The organism is Actinomadura chibensis NBRC 106107 (assembly GCF_001552135.1).
Taxonomy (GTDB): domain Bacteria; phylum Actinomycetota; class Actinomycetes; order Streptosporangiales; family Streptosporangiaceae; genus Spirillospora; species Spirillospora chibensis.
This window is the reverse complement of the sequence record NZ_BCQP01000010.1, coordinates 274171-291495: the sequence shown is the minus strand read 5'-3', so window position 1 is coordinate 291495 and position 17325 is coordinate 274171. Positions and strand designations below refer to the sequence as shown.

Here is a 17325-nt window from a genome sequence, read left to right as displayed (position 1 = left end):
GCGGGTAGATCGTCCCGGTGCCGCGCCGCGGGCCGCCCGGCGCGCGGTCACCGCGGCGCCGCGACGTCCGCGGCCGGGAACACGGCCGTGACGGCGAACCCGCCGCCGTCGCGCGGACCCGCGTCGAGGGTCCCGCCGACGCTGCGCGCCCGCTCGATCATGCCGAGCACGCCGAAGCCGCTCGGCGTCCCGCCGGACGGCCCGCGGCCGTCGTCCGCCACCCGCACGACGAGGCCGCCGTCCGCGCGTGTGAGGCTCACCACGACGTGCTTCGCGGCCGCGTGCTTGACAACGTTGGTCAGGGCCTCCTGGACGATCCGGTACGCCGCGACGCCGACCTCCGGCGGCGGCGTCCCGGCGCCCGCGTCGTCGAGGTCCACCTCGATCCCGGCGGACCGCGCGGCCTGGACGAGGTCGGCGATGCCGCCCGTGCCGGGCAGCGTCCCGTCCGGCAACCCGGACGGCGCCGCGTCCGTGCCGCGCAGGACCTGCAGCGTGCCGCGCAGCTCGGTGCGGGCGTCCCGGCAGGTCTCGGCGATCGCGCCGAGCGCGTCGGCCAGCTCGTCCCGGTCGAGCGGCCGGTCGCCGCGGACCAGGTGCGCCGCCGCGCCCGCCTGGACGCCGATCAGCGTGATGCTGTGGGCCAGCAGGTCGTGCAAGTCGCGGGCGATCCGCAGGCGCTCCTCGGCGACCCGCCGCCGCGCCTCCTCCTCGCGCGTGCGCTCCGCGCGCTCGGCCCGCTCGGTGATCGTCGCGACCCGGGCCCGGTGCGTCCGCCACACCTGGACGGCGATCACGACCGACACCACGGCCTCGATCACCGCGATCTGCTCGCGGACGGAGCTTCCGCCCGCCCGCATCGCCATCCCGACCACGCACACGCCCAGCAGGAACCCGACGACGGTGAGGACGACCCTGACCCGCCGTCCGAGCACCGCGTACGCGAACAGCGCGATCACCTCGGCGGGCACCAGCGCGTGGTGCTGGTACTGCGCCAGGTGGTAGGGCAGCACCAGGGCGACCAGCGCGACGAGGCCCGGCGTCGGCCACCGCCTGATCAGCGCGAGCGGGACGTGCGCCGCGACGAGCAGCAGCGCTCCGGCGGCGTCCAGGCCGCGGACGCCGGGCCACGCCGCCGCCACCGCCACCGCGACGGCCGCCAGCACCGCCGCGAGCAGGGCGTCCTTCGCCGTCACACCGGCCCGGGGCACGATCACCACCCGTCCATTCTCACCGACGCCCCGGACCGCGCCGCACCGCCCCGCTCCGAACCCGGACACGCGGCGGCCGTTCCCTTCGGCGGGCCGGACGGGCAGGATGATCACTGTCGCGTGCTTTCCGGTGAAACGGGGGTTGCGCCCCTATAGTTCTGCGGACTCGATCACGAAGGGCTGACAGTGTCCGTGCCCCCGCCGTCCGTCCCCCCGCAGGAGCTCCGGGTCGCGCCGGGCCGGAGAGCCTACCGGTGGCCGCTCCGGACCTGCCTGGCCGCGCTCGCCCTCGCGGCGCTCGCCGCGCTGGCCGCGCGGACCGGCGCCTTGGACGCCGAGGACGCGCGCCGCGCCGCCGTCCTCCTCGGGATCGGCGCGCTGGCCGCCGCCGGGTGGGCCGCCGTGATCTTCCGGACCCGGCTGGTCGTGACGATCGACGCGAAGGGGCTCGTCCTGCGCCGGGGCGGGGCGCGGGCGTCCGTGCCGGTGAGCGCGCTGGACGCGATCGGCATCGCCTGGCCCGTCGCCGACCCCGTGTGGACGGTCTGGCTCGACCCCGCCGCGGCCCCCGGCGTCGCCGCCGTCGCGAAGGTCGAGGACGGCGCCGCGCCCCTACTGCGCGGCCGCCTGCTGCCCCCGGGTCGGCTCGACGCCGTCCGGGACGCCGCGACCGGGACACTCGGCGTGCCGTGGCGCGTCGTCGACGACGCGGGCGAGGAGGTCGAGCCGCCGCCGCCGGACGCGCTGACCAGGGCCGACCGCGTCACCGTGGACGACCGGGGCCGCTACCGGTGCGAGCGCGGCGGCGCCCTGCTCGCGGTCGCCTGCGGACGCCGCCGGACGGTCGTCCTCCGCGACCCCCACGCGGCGAGGCTGCTCGTGTTCAAGCGGCCGCCGCTCGGCCGCGACCGGATCCGCGTCCTCGACGCGGACGGCCGCCTCATCGGCCGGGTCAGGGGCTCGCGCGAGCCGTCCTTCCACGCGGCCGACGGCATGCTCCTCGGCACCACCCGGGGCGGCGGCGGGCGCTACGTCGTCACCGGCGTGGACGGCCGCGAGTCCGCCTCCCTCCGGGTCCCGGCCGACGGGGAGGGCGGGACGCGGCTGTACCGGTCCCCGTCCGCGCCCGCCGCGCTGCGCGCGCTCACCCTGGCCCTGCCCCTGCTGGCGGGGGCCGCGCCCCGGCCGTCCTAACGCGCGCGTCTACCCCATGACCGGCGGTTGCGGCAACGGGGGTGGACCGGGTTAGCGTCGGTGGCGACAGATCGCGGGGGTCCGGCGAACCGGGCTGAGATAGCGGCTGAGACGGCCGCTGACCGCATGAACCTGACCGGGTAATGCCGGCGTAGGGAGAGATCGAGTCGTCATGACCGAACCTGTGGTTCCAGTTCCAGCCGCGCGCAAGACCTACCTCCAGGGCTCGCGCCCGGACCTGCGCGTCCCGATGCGCGAGGTGCCGCTGACCGGCGGCGGGGCCGTCGTCCTGTACGACACGTCCGGGCCGTACACCGACCCCGCGCACCGGACGGACGTCCGCGCCGGGCTGCCCCCGCTCCGCGAGGCGTGGATCGCCGAGCGCGGCGACACCGAGCCGTATGAGGGGCGGGCCGTCCGACCCGAGGACGACGGCCGCAAGGCCGACGGGCGCCCCGGCCCCGCCCGGGAGGGCCTGACGCGCAGGCCGCGCCGCGCGACCGGCGGCGCGGTGACGCAGCGCGCGTACGCGCGGCGCGGGGAGATCACCCCGGAGATGGAGTTCGCGGCGCTGCGCGAGGGCGTCGCGCCGGAGGTCGTCCGGGACGAGCTGGCCGCGGGCCGCGCCGTGCTGCCCGCCAACGTCAACCACCCCGAGATCGAGCCGATGGTCATCGGCCGGAGCTTCCTCGTGAAGGTGAACGCCAACATCGGCAACTCGGCGGTCGCGTCGTCCGTCGAGGACGAGGTCGAGAAGATGACCTGGGCGACCCGCTGGGGCGCCGACACGATCATGGACCTGTCCACGGGGCGGGACATCCACACGACGCGGGAGTGGATCCTGCGGAACTCGCCGGTGCCGGTGGGGACCGTCCCGCTGTACCAGGCGGTGGAGAAGGTCGGCGGCGACCCGGCCGAACTGACCTACGAGGTCTTCCGCGACACGGTGATCGAGCAGGCCGAGCAGGGCGTGGACTACATGACCGTCCACGCCGGGGTGCTGCTCAGGTACGTGCCGCTGACGGCCGGGCGCAAGACGGGGATCGTCTCCCGGGGCGGCTCGATCATGGCGGCGTGGTGCCTGGCGCACCACGAGGAGAACTTCCTCTACACGAACTTCCGCGACCTGTGCGAGATCTTCGCCGCGTACGACATCACCTGGTCGCTCGGCGACGGGCTGCGCCCCGGCTCGATCGCGGACGCCAACGACGAGGCGCAGTTCGCCGAGCTGCGCACCCAGGGCGAGCTGACGAGGATCGCCGCGGAGTTCGGCAACCAGGTGATGAACGAGGGGCCGGGCCACGTCCCCATGCACAAGATCAAGGAGAACGTCGACCTGCAGCAGGAGTGGTGCGACGGCGCCCCGTTCTACACCCTCGGCCCGCTGACCACCGACATCGCGCCCGGCTACGACCACATCACCTCGGCGATCGGCGCGGCGATGATCGGCTGGCACGGCACCGCGATGCTCTGCTACGTCACCCCGAAGGAGCACCTCGGGCTGCCGGACCGCGACGACGTCAAGGCGGGCGTGATCGCCTACAAGATCGCGGCGCACGCGGCGGACCTCGCGAAGGGGCATCCGGGCGCGCAGGCGTGGGACGACGCCCTGTCCGACGCGCGGTTCGACTTCCGCTGGGAGGACCAGTTCAACCTGTCCCTCGACCCGGACACGGCGCGGGCGTTCCACGACGCCACGCTGCCCGCCGCCCCGGCGAAGACGGCGCACTTCTGCTCGATGTGCGGGCCGCACTTCTGCTCGATGAAGATCACCCGCGACGTCCGCCGGTACGCCGCCGAGCACGGCCTCGCCGAGGACGAGGCGCTCGCGGCCGGGATGCGGGCGAAGGCCGGTGAGTTCCGGGACGGCGGAGGCCGCGTCTACCTGCCGGTCTCCCCCGGTGGGCCGCCCCCCGCCTAGCTCGGGCTAGTATCGAGGGACCGTTCCAAAAGCCGCGGAGCCCTCCGGATCGCCGCCGGCCCGTCCACTCGCCGGAAGGACCGACGATCACGTGACCAGCGACGACATGCCACCGGCGGTGGCGGTGAGGGCGGTGCGCGCCGACGTGCGCCGCAACCGGGCCCGGCTGCTCGCCGCGGCGCGGGAGACCTTCGGCCGGGACGGGGCGGACGCCTCGCTGGAGGGCATCGCGCGGCTCGCGGGCGTCGGCATCGGAACGCTCTACCGCCACTTCCCGACCCGGCAGGACCTCCTGGAGGCGGTGCTCGCCGACGTCTACGACGGGCTGGCGGCGACCGCGCGCGAGCTGCTCGCCGCCCCCGATCCGGGGGCGGCGCTGGCGGCGTGGCTGCGCGCGTACGTGTCCGGGGTGACGGCGTTCCCCGGGATGGCGGCGTCGGCGGCGGTGGCGCTGCGCGACGACCCGCCGGAGCCGTCCGCGGCGTGCCGCGCGATGCGCGAGGCGGGCGCCGCCCTCTTCGCCCGCGCGCGGGACGCCGGGGACGTCCCCGAGGACGCCGTGTTCACCGACGCGCTCCGCCTCGCGGCCGGGATCGCGACCGTCACCGAGCGGGAGCCGGCCGCCGCCGGACGGCTCCTCGCCCTCGCCTCCCGCGGCGTGCTCTCCGGCAAGGCGGGCTGACGCGGCTGGTCAGGCGTTTCCTGGTCAGGCGGTCTCCGGGGAGGGCGGCAGGACGCGGCGCGGCCCGCGGGGCGCCTCGCCCCGCTTGCGCCACTCGCGCGGGTAGCCGACCGACACCTCGACGTGCGGGACGCCGTCCGTCCGGATCGTCCGGGGGATGTGCAGGTGGCCGTACACGACCGACACCGCGCCGAACCGGCGGTGCCAGTCGGCGGTGCGCTCCGTCCCGCACCACTGCGCGAACTCCGGGTACCAGAGGATGCGGGTCGGTTCGCGGACGAGCGGCCAGTGGTTGACCAGCACGGTGCGCGTCCCCGGCGCCAGGGCGGCGAGGCGCTTCTCGCTGTAGGCGACGCGGGCGTCGCACCAGGCGTCCCGCGTCGGGTACGGGTCGGGGTGCAGGTAGACCTCGTCGGTGCAGACGACGCCCGCCTCGTGCGCGACGGCGAGCGCCTCCTCCTTCGTGGAGGTCCCCTCCGGCCGGAACGTGTAGTCGTACAGCAGGAACAGGGGCGCGATGGTGACGGGGCCGCCCTCGCCCTCCCACACGGGGTACGGGTCCTCGGGGGTCAGGACGCCGAGGGACCGGCACATCTCGACCAGCCGCCGGTAGCGGGCCTCGCCGCGTAGCTGGACCGGGTCGTCCTTGACGGTCCACAACTCGTGGTTGCCGGGCGTCCAGATCACGGTCGCGAACCGTTCGCGAAGCGTGCGCAGGGTCCACTCGACGTCGGAGAACCGCTCGGCGACGTCGCCGGCCACGATCAGCCAGTCGTCGCCGGATTCGGGCCGCAGGCCCTCGACGAAGGCCCGGTTCTCGGGGAATCCCACGTGCAGGTCGCTGATCGCGTGCACACCGCTCATCCCATAGATCGTAAGGCCCGAAGGCGCCCCTCAGTCCTCGTCGGCGGGGACGGTGAAGAGCCGGATGTGCACGGGACGCGCGCCCGGCGGCGCGTCCTCCCGGCGGTGCGAGTGCTCGTGCAGCAGGCGGATGTAGGCCTCGAAGAACTCGGCGAGGCCCTCCTCGGTCATGTGGGCGAAGCCGCGCGACAGCAGCGCCCAGGACCGGTCGCGCGCGTACTCGGCGGGCAGCCTGCGGAAGAGCTCCAGGTCCTCGGCGTGCGCGACGCGCATCAGCTCGTCCAGGACGGCCCGGTCCTCGGGCGCGACCGTGTCCGGGGCGGGGAGCCGCAGGTCGCGCGGGGTGTCGGCGGGCCGCCACCAGCGCTCCCGCCCGGCGGACCGCTCCGGGATCTCCTCGATGAACCCGTACTTCTCCAGTTGCCGCAGGTGGTAGCTCGTCGTGCCGGTGTTGGCGCCGAGCACCTCCCCGATCGTCGTGGACGTCGCGGGTCCGTGCGCGCGCAGCCGGTGCAGGATCCGGCGGCGGAGCGGGTGGCTCAGCGCCTTGATCCGTCCCGGGTCGTCCAGGATCACGGGCTCCAGGTCGTCCTTCATGGGGAGCAGTCTAATACTGCAGAGGTATCTTTGCAGAGAACCCTTTGCAGAGACTTCTCTGTGGTCTAGCGTCGCCGCCATGAAGACAGTGCTCATCGCCGCGGCGGCGCTCCTCGCCGCCGCGTTGCTTGGTATCGCGGGCTCTCCCCCGGCGGGGGCCGCGCGCACCGCGCCGTCCGCGCGGGTTCCCGTGCCGGCCGGGCTGACCGCCGACGAGGTGAGCTTCACCGGGTACGGCGGGCTCACCCTGCACGGCTCCGTCGTGGCGCCGCGGAAGGCGGCCGGGCCGCTGCCGGGCGTCGTGCTCGTCACCGGCTCGGGCTCCGGCGTGCCGCGCGACCACCTGCTCACCGAGGCCGTCGAGTTCGCGCGGCGGGGGCTCGCCGTGCTGATCTACGACAAGCGGTCCGTCGGGTACACCGACTTCCGCCGCTCCTACTCCGAGCTCGCGGACGACGCGCTCGGCGGCGTGCGCGCGCTGCGCGCCCGGCCCGGCGTCGACCCGGCGAAGGTGGGGCTGTGGGGGCTGAGCGAGGGCGGCTGGGTCGCGCCGCTCGCCGCGTCCCGGTCGGCGGACGTCGCGTTCGTGATCGTGGTCGGCGGCAACGCCATGCCGCCGATCCGCCAGCAACTCTGGAACGAGGCGTCCGCGCTGCGCCGGGCGGGCGCGTCCGGCTCGCTGATCGACCACGGCAAGCGGAACTTCGCCCGGCTCGGCGCGGACGCGGGCCTGTTCGCCGAGGCGTTCTTCCCCGCGGAGGACGTCCTGAGCCGGGTCCGGCAGCCGCTGCTCGGGGTGTGGGGCGACCACGACCTCCAGACGCCGCCGGGAGACAACCCGCCGCTGTTCGCGCGGGCGCTGCGGCGCGGCGGCAACGTCCATTACACGTTCCGCTTCTTCGCGGGCGCCGACCACGGCGCGCACACGACCCCCGACGGCGGCGTCACCCGGGGCGAGGCGCTGGCCCCCGGCTACGCCGACCTGGTGGGCTCCTGGGTGCGCGACGCGACGAGCGGGAAGGCGCCCGTCGCCGACGCCCCGGCGCCGCCCCGCCAGGAGCACCGGAGCGCCGAGGTCTCGCCGTCGCCGTGGTGGGCGTCGGCGTGGGCGCAGCTCGTCGCCTTCGTGCTGTTCGTCGTCGCGTTCGCCGCGTACCCGCTGGTGGCGCTGGTCCGGCGGGTGCGCGGGCGGACGGTCCGGCCGGTGAGCCGGTGGGCGCCCCGGCTGCTCTCCGGCGCCGGGCTCCTCGCGGCGCTCGGCCTGCTCTTCTACCTCTTCTACCTGATGGCCGCCGGGCGGGCGCCGGACCCCGGGCCCGTCCTCGCGGGCCGGCCGCTGCCCTGGCTCGCGCTCCAGGGGCTCGCGGTGGCGGCCGTCGCGGCGGTCGCGGGCACGGCGGCGGCGTGGCGGCGGGCCGGGGCGGTGCCGGCGGTCGAGCGCGTCCGGCTCGGGCTGCTGGTGACGGCGGGCACGGTGTTCGTCCCGTGGGCGGTGTACTGGGGGCTGCTCCTGCCGTGACGCGACGCGGACGCGGCCCGCGCTCCTCGAGGGAGGGCGGGCCGCGTCCGCGCGTCCGGTCAGGCGTTCTTGCCCCAGACGTAGAGGCCGAGGGACATCGCGAGGACGCTCGCCCAGCCGGCCACGGCGCGGACGCTGTTCCAGGCCGTCCAGCGGCCGGAGTAGTCCGACCAGGTCTTCGCGGCCTCGGACGCGCCGTCCGGGATCTTCACGGCGTCCAGGTCGTTGTTCATCGGGATGTTCACCGCGAAGCTCGGGAAGAGCGCGCCCAGCAGGTACACGCCCGCCGCGACGAAGAACAGGACGGCCGCCGCCTTCTGGTCCAGCGTCAGCAGCAGGACGCCCGCGGCGGCCGCGACCACCGGGACCAGCATGAACATCGCGACGAACAGCGGGTTCTGGATCTTCTGGTTGATGCCCTGCATGGCGTCGATCGCCGAGCCGGGCCGCGCCGCGTTCAGGCCCGGCATGACGCCGGTGGAGAAGCCGAAGAACGTCCCGGCCATGCCGGCCGCCATGATGATCGACAGCGTCGCCGAGACGCCCGCGAGCGAGAACTTCATCGTCGTTCCAATCCGTGGTCGTGGGTGGGGGTGGGTGTCAGGTGTTCCAGATGCCGCTGGCGGCGGTGTCCCGCGCGTAGTCGGCGAAGTCCCGCGGCGCGCGGCCGAGGGCCCGCCGGACGCCGTCGGCGGGCTCGGCGTTGCGGCCGTCGAGGACGGTCCCGAACAGGTACGTCAGCAGGCCGGTGACCTCGTCGGGGAGGCCGTGGTGCGCGAGGGCGGCGGCGTAGTCGTCCACGGCGACCGGGACGAACGCGATCTCCCGTCCGGTCGCGCGGCCGATCTCCGCGACGGCCTCGGCGAAGGTCAGCGCGCGGGGCCCGGTCACCTCGTAGACCTCGCCCGCGTGCGCGGGGTCGGTGAGCGCGGCGACGGCCACGTCGGCGATGTCGTCGGCGTCCGCGAACGGCTCGGGCACGTCCCCGGCCGGGAGGACGACCTCGCCGTCGCGGACCGGGTCGAGCAGGTAGTCCTCGCTGAAGTTCTGCGCGAACCAGCTCGCCCGGACGACCGTCCAGGCGAGGCCCGAGCCCTGGACGATCCGCTCGCACTCGCGCGCCTCGTCCTCGCCGCGCCCGGACAGCAGGACCACGTGCCGGACGCCCGCGTCCCGCGCCTTCCCGGTGAACGCCCGGATCGCCTCGGGCGCGCCCGGCACGCACAGGTCGGGGTAGTAGGAGAGGTAGACCTTGGCCACCCCCTGGAGGACGGGCGCCCAGGTGGCCTCGTCGTCCCAGTCGAAGGCCGGGGACGCCGACCGCGAGCCCATCCGGACCGGGACGTCCAGCGCCTCCAGCCGCTCGACCACGCGGCGGCCGGTCTTGCCGGTCCCGCCGAGGACGAGGGTGAGGTCGTCGCCGTCTTCGCTGTTCAGAGCCTTGTTCGTCATGCCCTTGAGTCAACCGGCGCGCCGTCCGGGCCACCATCGTTGAGAAGCTCGCCCGCATACGCGAGCGTCTACGCTGGCCGCATGGACGCCCTCACCGATCTCCTGGACGGGCCGCGCGCGCGGGGCGCGTTCCTGCTCCGCGCGTCCCTCTCCCCGCCGTGGTCGATGCGGATCCAGGACGAGGCGCCCCTCACACTGCTGTCGATGGTCCGCGACGACGCCTGGCTCGTCCCGGACGGCGCCGAGCCGGTCCGCGTCTCCCCCGGCGACATGGTGATCTTCCGCGGGCCCGAGCCGTACACCGTCGCCGACGACCCGGCGACCGCGCCGCAGATCGTCATCCACCCCGGCCAGGTCTGCACCACCCCGGACGGGACGAGCCTGTCCGAGGCGATGGACCTCGGCGTCCGCGCCTGGGGCAACGACCCCGACGGGACCACCGTCATGCTGGTCGGCACCTACCAGATGCGCGGGGCGGTGACGCGGCGGCTGCTGTCCGCGCTGCCGCCGATCGCGGTCGTCCGCGGCGACACGTGGCGGTCGCCGCTGGTCGACGTGCTCGCCGAGGAGATCGGCAGGGACGAGCCGGGGCAGGACGTCGTCCTCGACCGGCTGCTGGACCTGCTGCTCATCGCCACGCTGCGGGCCTGGTTCTCCCGGCCCGAGGCGGCGGCGCCCGGCTGGTACCGCGCGCACGGCGACCCGGTCGTCGGCCCGGCGCTGCGGCTGCTGCACGCCGACCTGTCCCACCCCTGGACGGTCGCCGCCCTCGCCGCCGAGGTCGGCGCGTCCCGCGCGGCCCTCGCGCAGCGGTTCACGAAGCTGGTCGGCGAGCCGCCCATGTCGTACCTGACGGGCGCCCGGCTGGCGCAGGCCGCCGACCTGCTCCGCGAGAGCGACGCCACCCTGGACGCGGTGGCCCGCCAGGTCGGCTACGGCAACGCGTTCGCGCTGAGCACCGCCTTCAAGCGCGAGCACGGCGTGAGCCCCCAGGAGTACCGCACCGCCCTCGCCCCCGCATAGCGCTCACCCGCGCAGGGTGGGTTCGGCGCGGACGACTTCGTCGTCGGCCGCGTCGGGGATGAAGGGGATCACGAAGGCGTAGTCGGCGAGGACCCGCTCGGGGACCTCGCCGGACTCGCCGAACGCGGCGATCTCGCCCCAGCAGGGCGAGCCGAGGGAGCCGCTGCGGTGCCGGACCGACAGCCCGGCGCACAGGTTGGCGAACCGCAGCCGCTCGGTGAGCGGGAGCCCGGCGAGCGTGCCGAACACGAACCCGGCGGCGAACACGTCGCCCGCGCCGGTCGGGTCGAGCGCCTCCACCGGCAGCGCGCTGACCTCGGCCCGCTCCCCGGCCGCGGAGTCGATCGCGATCGCGCCGTCGCCGCCGCGCTTGACGACGACGACCGGGACGCGCCCGGCCAGCGCCGCGGCGGCGTCCTCGGGCGTGCGGGTGCGGGTGTAGGCCATCGCCTCTGCGGCGTTCGGGAGGAACGCGTCCACGTGCTCCAGCCGGTCGAGGACCTCGGCGGGCCAGGCGCCGGTCTGGTCCCAGCCGAGGTCGCCGAAGACCAGCGCCCCGCGCCGCCGCATCGCCGCCGCCCACGCCGGGACCGGACGGTCCACGTCGACGAAGCAGGCCCGCGCGGGCGGCGGCTCCGCGCCCGCGAGGTCGTCGACCGGGCCGGGCGCGGGACGCGCGTAGGTGACCATGCTGCGGTCGGAGTCGTAGGCCATCGACACCGTCACCGGCGTCGGCCAGCCGGGGACCTTCCGGGACGCCCCGAGGTCGACGCCCTCCTGCTCGGCGAGCGTCCGCCACAGGTAGGCGCCGAACATGTCGTCGCCGAACGCGGCCGCCAGCCCGACCCGCAGGCCGAGCCGGCTCATCGCGACGGCGATGTTGGCGACGCCGCCGGGGGCGGAGCCGAGCCCGTCGGTGACGATCTCGGTGCCGGGCGGCGGCAGCCCGGGCAGCCCGGTGAAGATCATGTCCATGAAGACGCGGCCGGACAGGAACACGTCGAGGGCGGGGGACGGGCCCGTCCAGTCGCCGCGCAGCCGCTCCCCCGCCGGCCGCCGCTCGGCGCAGGGGTCGGCGAGGGACGGCTCCGGCGGCCGGCCCGGGACGGTCTGCTCGGTCACGAGGCGGCCCTGCCTTTCTGGGGCCCGGAGGCCCCGTGGGGAGGCTCGGGAACGTTCGTTGGCACGTTCTAACGGACACTAGCCCGCGCCACCGACATCTAGTCCGGAACGTACATGCGGATGTCGTCCACCCGCGCGCTCCCTTCGTAGAAGTTCATGTGCGGGTCACCGATCATGAACCTGTCGGGGTAGGCGGACCCGGCGGGCCACGTGCCGCGGTCGACGAGCGTGCCGCCCGGGCCCGTCCAGGTCCAGTCGGCGTCGAAGCGGCCGTCGTACTCGTCCGGGCGCTGGTTGTAGTGCCAGATCGGCTCGCCGTCCTGGACGAACGACCGCGTGTACCGGAACGTGGCGCGTCCCGCGTGCGCGAACACGCCGGACATCTCCATCGTGTAGGCGCCGCCGCGCCGCTCCACCGCGAACGTGTACGGCTCGTCCGGCAGGAGTTCGGGCTTGAGGTCGACGGTCGAGACGATCGCGCCGCCCTTGCGGTACCCGCACTCGCTCTGCATCAGGTACTCCGTGCCGGGCATCGCCGCGTACCGGCGGTCGTCGGTCATGAAGATCGCGTTGACGCCGTTGCCCGTCCCGGCGGAGTACGGCTCGTACTGGCGGGTGACCGGGTTGCAGTAGAGCAGGCCCGAACCGGCGTAGCGGTACCTGTTGTAGCTGTCCATGGCCACTTTCCGGTGGCCGTGAATGAAGACGTTGTTGTGGGGCGCGACCCGCCGGTAGTCCATGATCGACATGTAGTAGAAGCCGTTGGAGTCGGTGCGGACGTCCGCCCACTCGCACTCCGGGCGCGCGAAGTCGCCGCCGGACGCCCACGGGAAGTTGGTCTTGCAGCCCTTCGGCGAGTAGCCGTTGATCCGCCCGTCCGGGTAGTCCCAGGAGCCGCCGCGCTGCCCGCCGAAGTCGAGGCCGCGCAGCGTCATCTCGACCCGGTACTCGGCGGGCAGGTCGCGGGTCGAGCGGATCACGACGCCCGCCTGGTGGGAGGGCTCGTCCAGGCGCGCGACGCCGTTCCGGGACGTGAGCGCGGGTGGCGCGTCCGGCCTGCCGTCGCCGTCGGCGTCGCGGGCGGCCAGCTCGGCGGTCAGCCAGCCGTGTTCGCCGAAGGTGAACGACTTGCGGTAGGTCCGCATGGCGGCGAGCTGCGCGCGGAACGCCGGACCACCCACGGTGTCGAAGTACGCTCCGTCGTTGTCGTACATGTCCACGTCGTACGGGCTGGACGGGCCGTCGCCGTCCGGGCGCCACGGGTGCCTCGCGTCGTCGATCCGGCGGTCGAAGGGCTCGGCGGCGACCAGCCGCCAGCCGTCCCGCGCGCCCGGCGGGGCGGCGCGCGCGGGGACCGCGCACAGGGCGGCGGGCAGGACCAGCGGGAGCGTCAGCGCCAGGGCGCGGCGCGTGAGATGTCTCATCCGGCGACGGTAGGTCGGCCCTCCGCGCCACGACCACGGCAAACATCGCCAAAGTGGTATTGACCAGTCGCCATAATGGGACATACGGTGTGCAACAGCAGGAAGAGCATCGAAGGGGGTGAGCGGCATGACATCCACCGGTGAGACCCGGTCCGGGAGCACGAAACGGCAGGCGGTCCGCCGCGAGCTCCTCGCGATGCTGGACGGGCTCGACGTCGGGGACGCCCTGCCGTCGGAGCGGAAGCTGGCCGAAGAGCTCGGCGTGTCCCGGCCCACCCTGCGCCAGGCCATCGACGGCCTCGTCGCCGAGGGCCTGCTCGACCGGCGGCACGGGAGCGGCACCTACGTGGCCGAACCCCGGATCGCCGTGTCGCTGACCATGACCTCGTTCACCGAGGACATGATCAGGCGCGGGATGAAGCCGGGCGGCCGGGTCCTGTCGTTCCGCACCGAGACCGCGGGGGCGCGGATCGGCAGGCGGCTGGCCCTCTCCCCCGTCGAAGAGGTATTTACCATTCGCCGGCTCCGGCTCGCGGACGGCGCCTCCATGGCCATCGAGACGCTGTACCTGCCGCGCTCGCTGATGCCCGGGCTCCGCCGGCACGACCTGGAGGGGCGCTCCTTCTACGACCTGCTGCGCGGCAACGGCGTCGAGATCGCCTCGGGCACCGAGACGATCGAGCCGACCGTGACCACCGCCGAGGAGGCCGCCGAGCTGGGCGTGCCGGTGCACACGCCGGCGTTCCTGTTCGAGCGGGTCACGCGGGACGAGCGCGGCCGTCCCCTGGAATACGTCCGCTCCCTGTACCGGGGCGACCGGTACCGGCTGGAACTGGACCTGCGACCACCCACCCACTGAACGACCGGCCACCGCGAAGGACCGGCCACCCACCACCCACCCGACAGACAGGCGGCCCGGCACGCTCCGGACGCGCCGCCCGGACGCACGACCGTCCATCCGCGCTGACGGGGGCGACAGCGCACGACCCACCCCCGAGAAGTGAGGCTTTCACCCATGGACGTCATCAAGGACATCCTCACCTTCCTGGCGGACAACGTGTTCGGCCAGGTGCCCATCCTCATCGGGCTCATCACCCTCATCGGCCTGGTGCTGCAGCGCAAGCGGTTCGAGGACGTCTTCGCCGGCGCGCTGCGCGCCACCATCGGCGTCGTGATCCTGTTCATCGGCGTCGAGGTGTTCACGGGCGGGCTGACGAGCTTCCAGACCGTCCTCGCGAGCGCGATGGGCACGACGCCGCCGAAGGCGGACCGGAGCCTCGCCGACTTCCTCACCGACCAGGGCGGGACGATCGCGCTCGTCATCACCGTCGCGTTCCTCGTCCACGTCCTGGTGGTGCGGCTGTTCCCGGCCGCCCGGTACCTGTACCTGACCGGGCACCTCATGTTCTGGGTCAGCACGGTGACGGTCGCGTCGCTGGTCACGATCGCGCCGGGCGCCGACCAGTTCACGCTGGTGCTGTGCGGCGCTGGGTTCGTCGCCGCGTACTGGACGCTCCAGCCGCTGTGGATGCGCCCGCTGATGCGCCGCGTCATGCCGGACGACCGGTTCGGCTACGCCCATACCAGCTCGCTCGCCTGCCTGATCACCGGCTACGCCGCCCGCCCGCTCGGCAGCCGCGAGAAGCACGACACCGAGAAGCTGAAGCTGCCCCGCCAGCTCTCGTTCTTCAAGGACGTCAACGTCAGCACCGCGCTGATCATCTCAGTGATCATGCTGATCGGGGTGGCGCTCGCCGACCACGGCGTGGTGACCAAGGCCGCCGCCGAGATGGACGCCAAGCTGTCCCCCTGGGTGTGGGCGCTGCTGGTCGGCCTGCGGTTCGCGGGCGGCATCGCGATCCTGCTGTTCGGCGTGCGGATGTTCCTCGGCGAGATCGTCCCCGCGTTCAAGGGGTTCAGCGACCGGGTGATCCCGGGCACCCGCCCCGCGCTGGACGCGCCGACCGTGTTCCCCGTCGCGCCGACCGCCGTGATGGTCGGGTTCGTGGCGTCCACCGGCGTGTTCCTGATCTGCCTCGGGGTGTTCGCCGGGGCGGGCTGGTTCACCCTCGCCCCGCCCATGATCATGCTGTTCTTCGTCGGCGGCGCGGCCGCGCTGTTCGGCAACGTGGTGGCGGGCTGGCGCGGCGCCGTCCTCGGCGGCGTGATCACCGGCCTGGTCCTCGCCGTCGGGCAGGCCGTCACCTGGGACCTGTTCGACAAGACCGCGCCGGAGCTTTCGACCCTCGCCGACCCCGACTGGTACGCGATCGCGTGGCTGCTGAAGGCCGCCGACCCGGTCGTCGGCGGGAACTCGATCTGGCTCGTGCCCGCCGTCGCGCTCGCCGCGATGGTGGCGACGCTGGTGCTGCTCGGCCGCGCCGAGAAGCGCCGGGCGGACGAGCCCGGCGACGCGGCGGCGCCCGAGAGCGCCCCCGCCGAGGCATGACGCAACCGCAACGAGAGAGGGGCGACATGGCATTGGACCGGCGACTGGAGGTCCTCGCCGTCTGCGGCGTCGGGATGGGCTCCAGCCTGATGCTGAAGATGACCGCCGAGGACGCACTCCGCTCGCTCGGCGTGGACGCCCGGGTGGAGAACACCGACGTGTCCACGGCGCGCGGGATGACGCCCGACGTGGTGATCGGCCAGGGCATGCACACCAGCGAGATCTCCGAGCTGGCGCCCGTGGTGATCACGGTCAGCGACTTCCTGGACAAGGACGGCCTGGAGGCGCAGCTCCGCGACCGCCTCACCGACCAGGGCTGGCTGCCATGACGGATCGTTCCGAGGGGACGACCCCCGAGGCCCCCCGGCGGGCGCCGGTGGTCACGGCGACCGACGCGGTCGCGGCGGACGACTGGCGGGAGGCCGTCCGGGCGGCGGCGGCCGCGCTGGTCGCCGCCGGCGCGGCGGGCGAGGGCTACCCGGAGGCGTGCGTCCGCGTGGTGGAGGAGAACGGCCCCTACATCGTGCTGACGAAGGGGCTCGCGCTCGTCCACGCCCGTCCGGAGGAGGGCGGGCTCGCGGTCGGCGTCGGCGTGACCCGGCTGGCGTCGCCCGTCGAGTTCGGGCACCCTGACAACGACCCCGTCGACCTGCTGCTCGCGTTCTGCACGCCCGACCCGGACGTGCACGTCGGGACGCTGTCCGCGCTGGCCCGGGCGCTGTCCGGGGGGCTGGCCGACCGGCTCCGCGGCGCGTCCGGCGAGCGGGACCTCGCCCGCGTGCTGAAGGAGGCCGTCCCCGATGCTTGAGAGCACCCGGTCCGAGTTCTCCAGCCGGGTGCGGACGCTGCTGGACGATCTCGACGCCGCCTCCGGCGCGGCGGTCGGCGACGCCGCCGCGCTGCTGCTGGCGTCGGTGGAGGCGGACGGGATCGTCCACGTCGCCGGGGCGGGGCACTCCCTCGCCATGGTGTTCGAGACGTTCTACCGGGCGGGCGGGCTCGCCGCCGTCCGCCCGATCTGGGACCCCGGCGTGTTCCCGCTCGACCACGCCGTCCGGAGCACGCGCGTCGAGCGCCGCGCCGGGGTCGGGCGGGCCGTGGTGGAGGCCGCCGCGCCCGCCCCGCCGGACGTGGCGGTCGTGTTCTCCACCAGCGGGCGCAACCCCTACCCCGTCGAGGTCGCCGCCGAGTGCGCGGCGCGCGGGGTGCCGGTCGTCGCGGTGACGTCGGCGCGGGCGGCGGAGGGCGCGGCCGCGCGGACCGCGACGACGCTCGCCGACCACGCCTCGATCGTGCTGGACACGCGCGTCCCGCCGGGCGACGTCGTCCACCCGGCGGCGGGGCCGCGCACGGCGGCGGTGTCCACGATCCTCGCCGCGTACGCGTGGTCGCGGGTGCTGGCCGCGCTCGACGACCTCGCCGCGGAGCGCGGGGTGGAGCTGCCCCGCTGGACGAGCGCGAACGTCCCCGGCGGCGACGAGGTGAACATCGCGCTGCTGGAGCGCTACCGGCACCGCATCCCCGAGCTGACCGGCGACGCGTAGCGCGGAACGGCTCCCGCTGTGGCAGGATGCGGCACATCTGACCAGAACGAGGAGCGAGATGACGACAACACCGACCGGGGACGACCTTCCCACCGTGTTCAGGCGCGCGGACCTCGGCGGCGACGACAGGCTCGACCTGATGGAGTTCACGCTCGTCCTGGAGGAGCTCGGCCTGTCGTGGACGCGCTCGGAGACGCAGGACAGGTTCGAGAAGGCCGACAGCAACCTCGACGGGTTCATCTCCTACGAGGAGTTCCGCGCCATCATGGAGGCCCAGGGCTGGGCCGACGGCCCCGTGGCACGCGCCTGACCGACCGCACGCG

The 17325-nt window shown here is 74.5% G+C and carries 18 protein-coding genes and 1 riboswitch; of the genes, 11 read left to right on the top strand and 7 right to left on the bottom strand.

What is annotated here, in order from left to right:
• Positions 1–47 precede the first annotated feature (47 nt).
• The gene (locus tag ACH01S_RS05965) at positions 48–1220 is read right to left on the bottom strand and encodes a sensor histidine kinase (RefSeq protein ID WP_067886562.1); all 1173 of its coding nucleotides are present in this window, start codon (positions 1218–1220) and stop codon (positions 48–50) included.
• Positions 1221–1397: 177 nt separating this feature from the next.
• Here ACH01S_RS05965 and ACH01S_RS05960 point away from each other — a divergent pair, with 177 nt between their 5' ends.
• The 3 genes from ACH01S_RS05960 (at position 1398) to ACH01S_RS05950 (ending at position 5008) form a co-directional block, all read left to right on the top strand.
• Complete coding sequence (locus tag ACH01S_RS05960) at positions 1398–2405, top strand: hypothetical protein (protein WP_067886171.1); 1008 nt, start codon at positions 1398–1400, stop codon at positions 2403–2405.
• Between the two features lie 63 nt (positions 2406–2468).
• A riboswitch (TPP riboswitch) is annotated at positions 2469–2582 on the top strand.
• Positions 2578–4326, top strand: coding sequence for a phosphomethylpyrimidine synthase ThiC (thiC, locus tag ACH01S_RS05955; RefSeq protein ID WP_067886169.1), 1749 nt, complete (start codon positions 2578–2580; stop codon positions 4324–4326). It overlaps the preceding riboswitch by 5 nt.
• Positions 4327–4417: 91 nt before the next feature.
• Positions 4418–5008 (top strand): TetR/AcrR family transcriptional regulator, encoded by a 591-nt coding sequence (locus tag ACH01S_RS05950; RefSeq protein WP_246237120.1) that lies wholly within the window; start codon positions 4418–4420, stop codon positions 5006–5008.
• Positions 5009–5032: 24 nt separating this feature from the next.
• Here ACH01S_RS05950 and ACH01S_RS05945 read toward each other — a convergent pair whose 3' ends face one another.
• Positions 5033–5872: a metallophosphoesterase family protein gene (locus ACH01S_RS05945; RefSeq protein ID WP_067886167.1), complete on the bottom strand. Its 840-nt coding sequence runs from the start codon at positions 5870–5872 to the stop codon at positions 5033–5035.
• 30 nt (positions 5873–5902) lie between these two features.
• Positions 5903–6469 (bottom strand): winged helix-turn-helix domain-containing protein, encoded by a 567-nt coding sequence (locus tag ACH01S_RS05940; RefSeq protein WP_067886165.1) that lies wholly within the window; start codon positions 6467–6469, stop codon positions 5903–5905.
• A gap of 79 nt (positions 6470–6548) precedes the next feature.
• On the opposite strand from ACH01S_RS05940, the gene ACH01S_RS05935 reads away from it, so the two are divergent.
• A complete protein-coding gene (locus ACH01S_RS05935; RefSeq protein WP_083980368.1) occupies positions 6549–7988 on the top strand; it encodes an alpha/beta hydrolase family protein in 1440 nt (479 codons plus the stop codon).
• Between the two features lie 59 nt (positions 7989–8047).
• On the opposite strand, the gene ACH01S_RS05930 is transcribed toward ACH01S_RS05935, so the two are convergent.
• Together ACH01S_RS05930 and ACH01S_RS05925 are read right to left on the bottom strand one after the other, a co-directional pair.
• The gene (locus tag ACH01S_RS05930; protein ID WP_067886163.1) at positions 8048–8551 is read right to left on the bottom strand and encodes an anthrone oxygenase family protein; all 504 of its coding nucleotides are present in this window, start codon (positions 8549–8551) and stop codon (positions 8048–8050) included.
• A gap of 37 nt (positions 8552–8588) precedes the next feature.
• A complete protein-coding gene (locus ACH01S_RS05925; RefSeq protein ID WP_067886161.1) occupies positions 8589–9440 on the bottom strand; it encodes an NAD(P)H-binding protein in 852 nt (283 codons plus the stop codon).
• 81 nt (positions 9441–9521) lie between these two features.
• Here ACH01S_RS05925 and ACH01S_RS05920 point away from each other — a divergent pair, with 81 nt between their 5' ends.
• Positions 9522–10463, top strand: coding sequence for an AraC family transcriptional regulator (locus ACH01S_RS05920; RefSeq protein ID WP_067886159.1), 942 nt, complete (start codon positions 9522–9524; stop codon positions 10461–10463).
• A gap of 3 nt (positions 10464–10466) precedes the next feature.
• On the opposite strand, the gene ACH01S_RS05915 is transcribed toward ACH01S_RS05920, so the two are convergent.
• Positions 10467–11585 carry a carbohydrate kinase family protein gene (locus tag ACH01S_RS05915; protein WP_083980367.1) on the bottom strand — a complete coding sequence of 373 codons (1119 nt, stop codon included), beginning with the start codon at positions 11583–11585 and terminating at the stop codon, positions 10467–10469.
• A gap of 98 nt (positions 11586–11683) precedes the next feature.
• On the bottom strand, positions 11684–13009 hold the full coding sequence (locus ACH01S_RS05910) for a hypothetical protein (RefSeq protein WP_067886157.1): 1326 nt from the start codon (positions 13007–13009) through the stop codon (positions 11684–11686).
• 127 nt (positions 13010–13136) lie between these two features.
• Here ACH01S_RS05910 and ACH01S_RS05905 point away from each other — a divergent pair, with 127 nt between their 5' ends.
• The 6 genes from ACH01S_RS05905 (at position 13137) to ACH01S_RS05880 (ending at position 17312) form a co-directional block, all read left to right on the top strand.
• Complete coding sequence (locus ACH01S_RS05905; RefSeq protein ID WP_067886155.1) at positions 13137–13868, top strand: GntR family transcriptional regulator; 732 nt, start codon at positions 13137–13139, stop codon at positions 13866–13868.
• A 156-nt stretch (positions 13869–14024) separates the two neighbouring features.
• Positions 14025–15458: a PTS ascorbate transporter subunit IIC gene (gene ulaA / locus ACH01S_RS05900; RefSeq protein ID WP_067886152.1), complete on the top strand. Its 1434-nt coding sequence runs from the start codon at positions 14025–14027 to the stop codon at positions 15456–15458.
• A gap of 26 nt (positions 15459–15484) precedes the next feature.
• On the top strand, positions 15485–15787 hold the full coding sequence (locus ACH01S_RS05895) for a PTS sugar transporter subunit IIB (RefSeq protein ID WP_067886150.1): 303 nt from the start codon (positions 15485–15487) through the stop codon (positions 15785–15787).
• Positions 15784–16266, top strand: a complete 483-nt coding sequence (locus ACH01S_RS05890) for a PTS sugar transporter subunit IIA (RefSeq protein ID WP_083980366.1) — start codon at positions 15784–15786, stop codon at positions 16264–16266. The genes ACH01S_RS05895 and ACH01S_RS05890 overlap by 4 nt, the downstream gene beginning before the upstream one ends.
• Positions 16259–17002: a sugar isomerase domain-containing protein gene (locus tag ACH01S_RS05885; RefSeq protein WP_067886146.1), complete on the top strand. Its 744-nt coding sequence runs from the start codon at positions 16259–16261 to the stop codon at positions 17000–17002. Before ACH01S_RS05890 ends, ACH01S_RS05885 begins: the two co-directional genes overlap by 8 nt.
• 58 nt (positions 17003–17060) lie before the next feature.
• Positions 17061–17312 carry an EF-hand domain-containing protein gene (locus ACH01S_RS05880; protein ID WP_067886144.1) on the top strand — a complete coding sequence of 84 codons (252 nt, stop codon included), beginning with the start codon at positions 17061–17063 and terminating at the stop codon, positions 17310–17312.
• Positions 17313–17325: the final 13 nt, after the last annotated feature.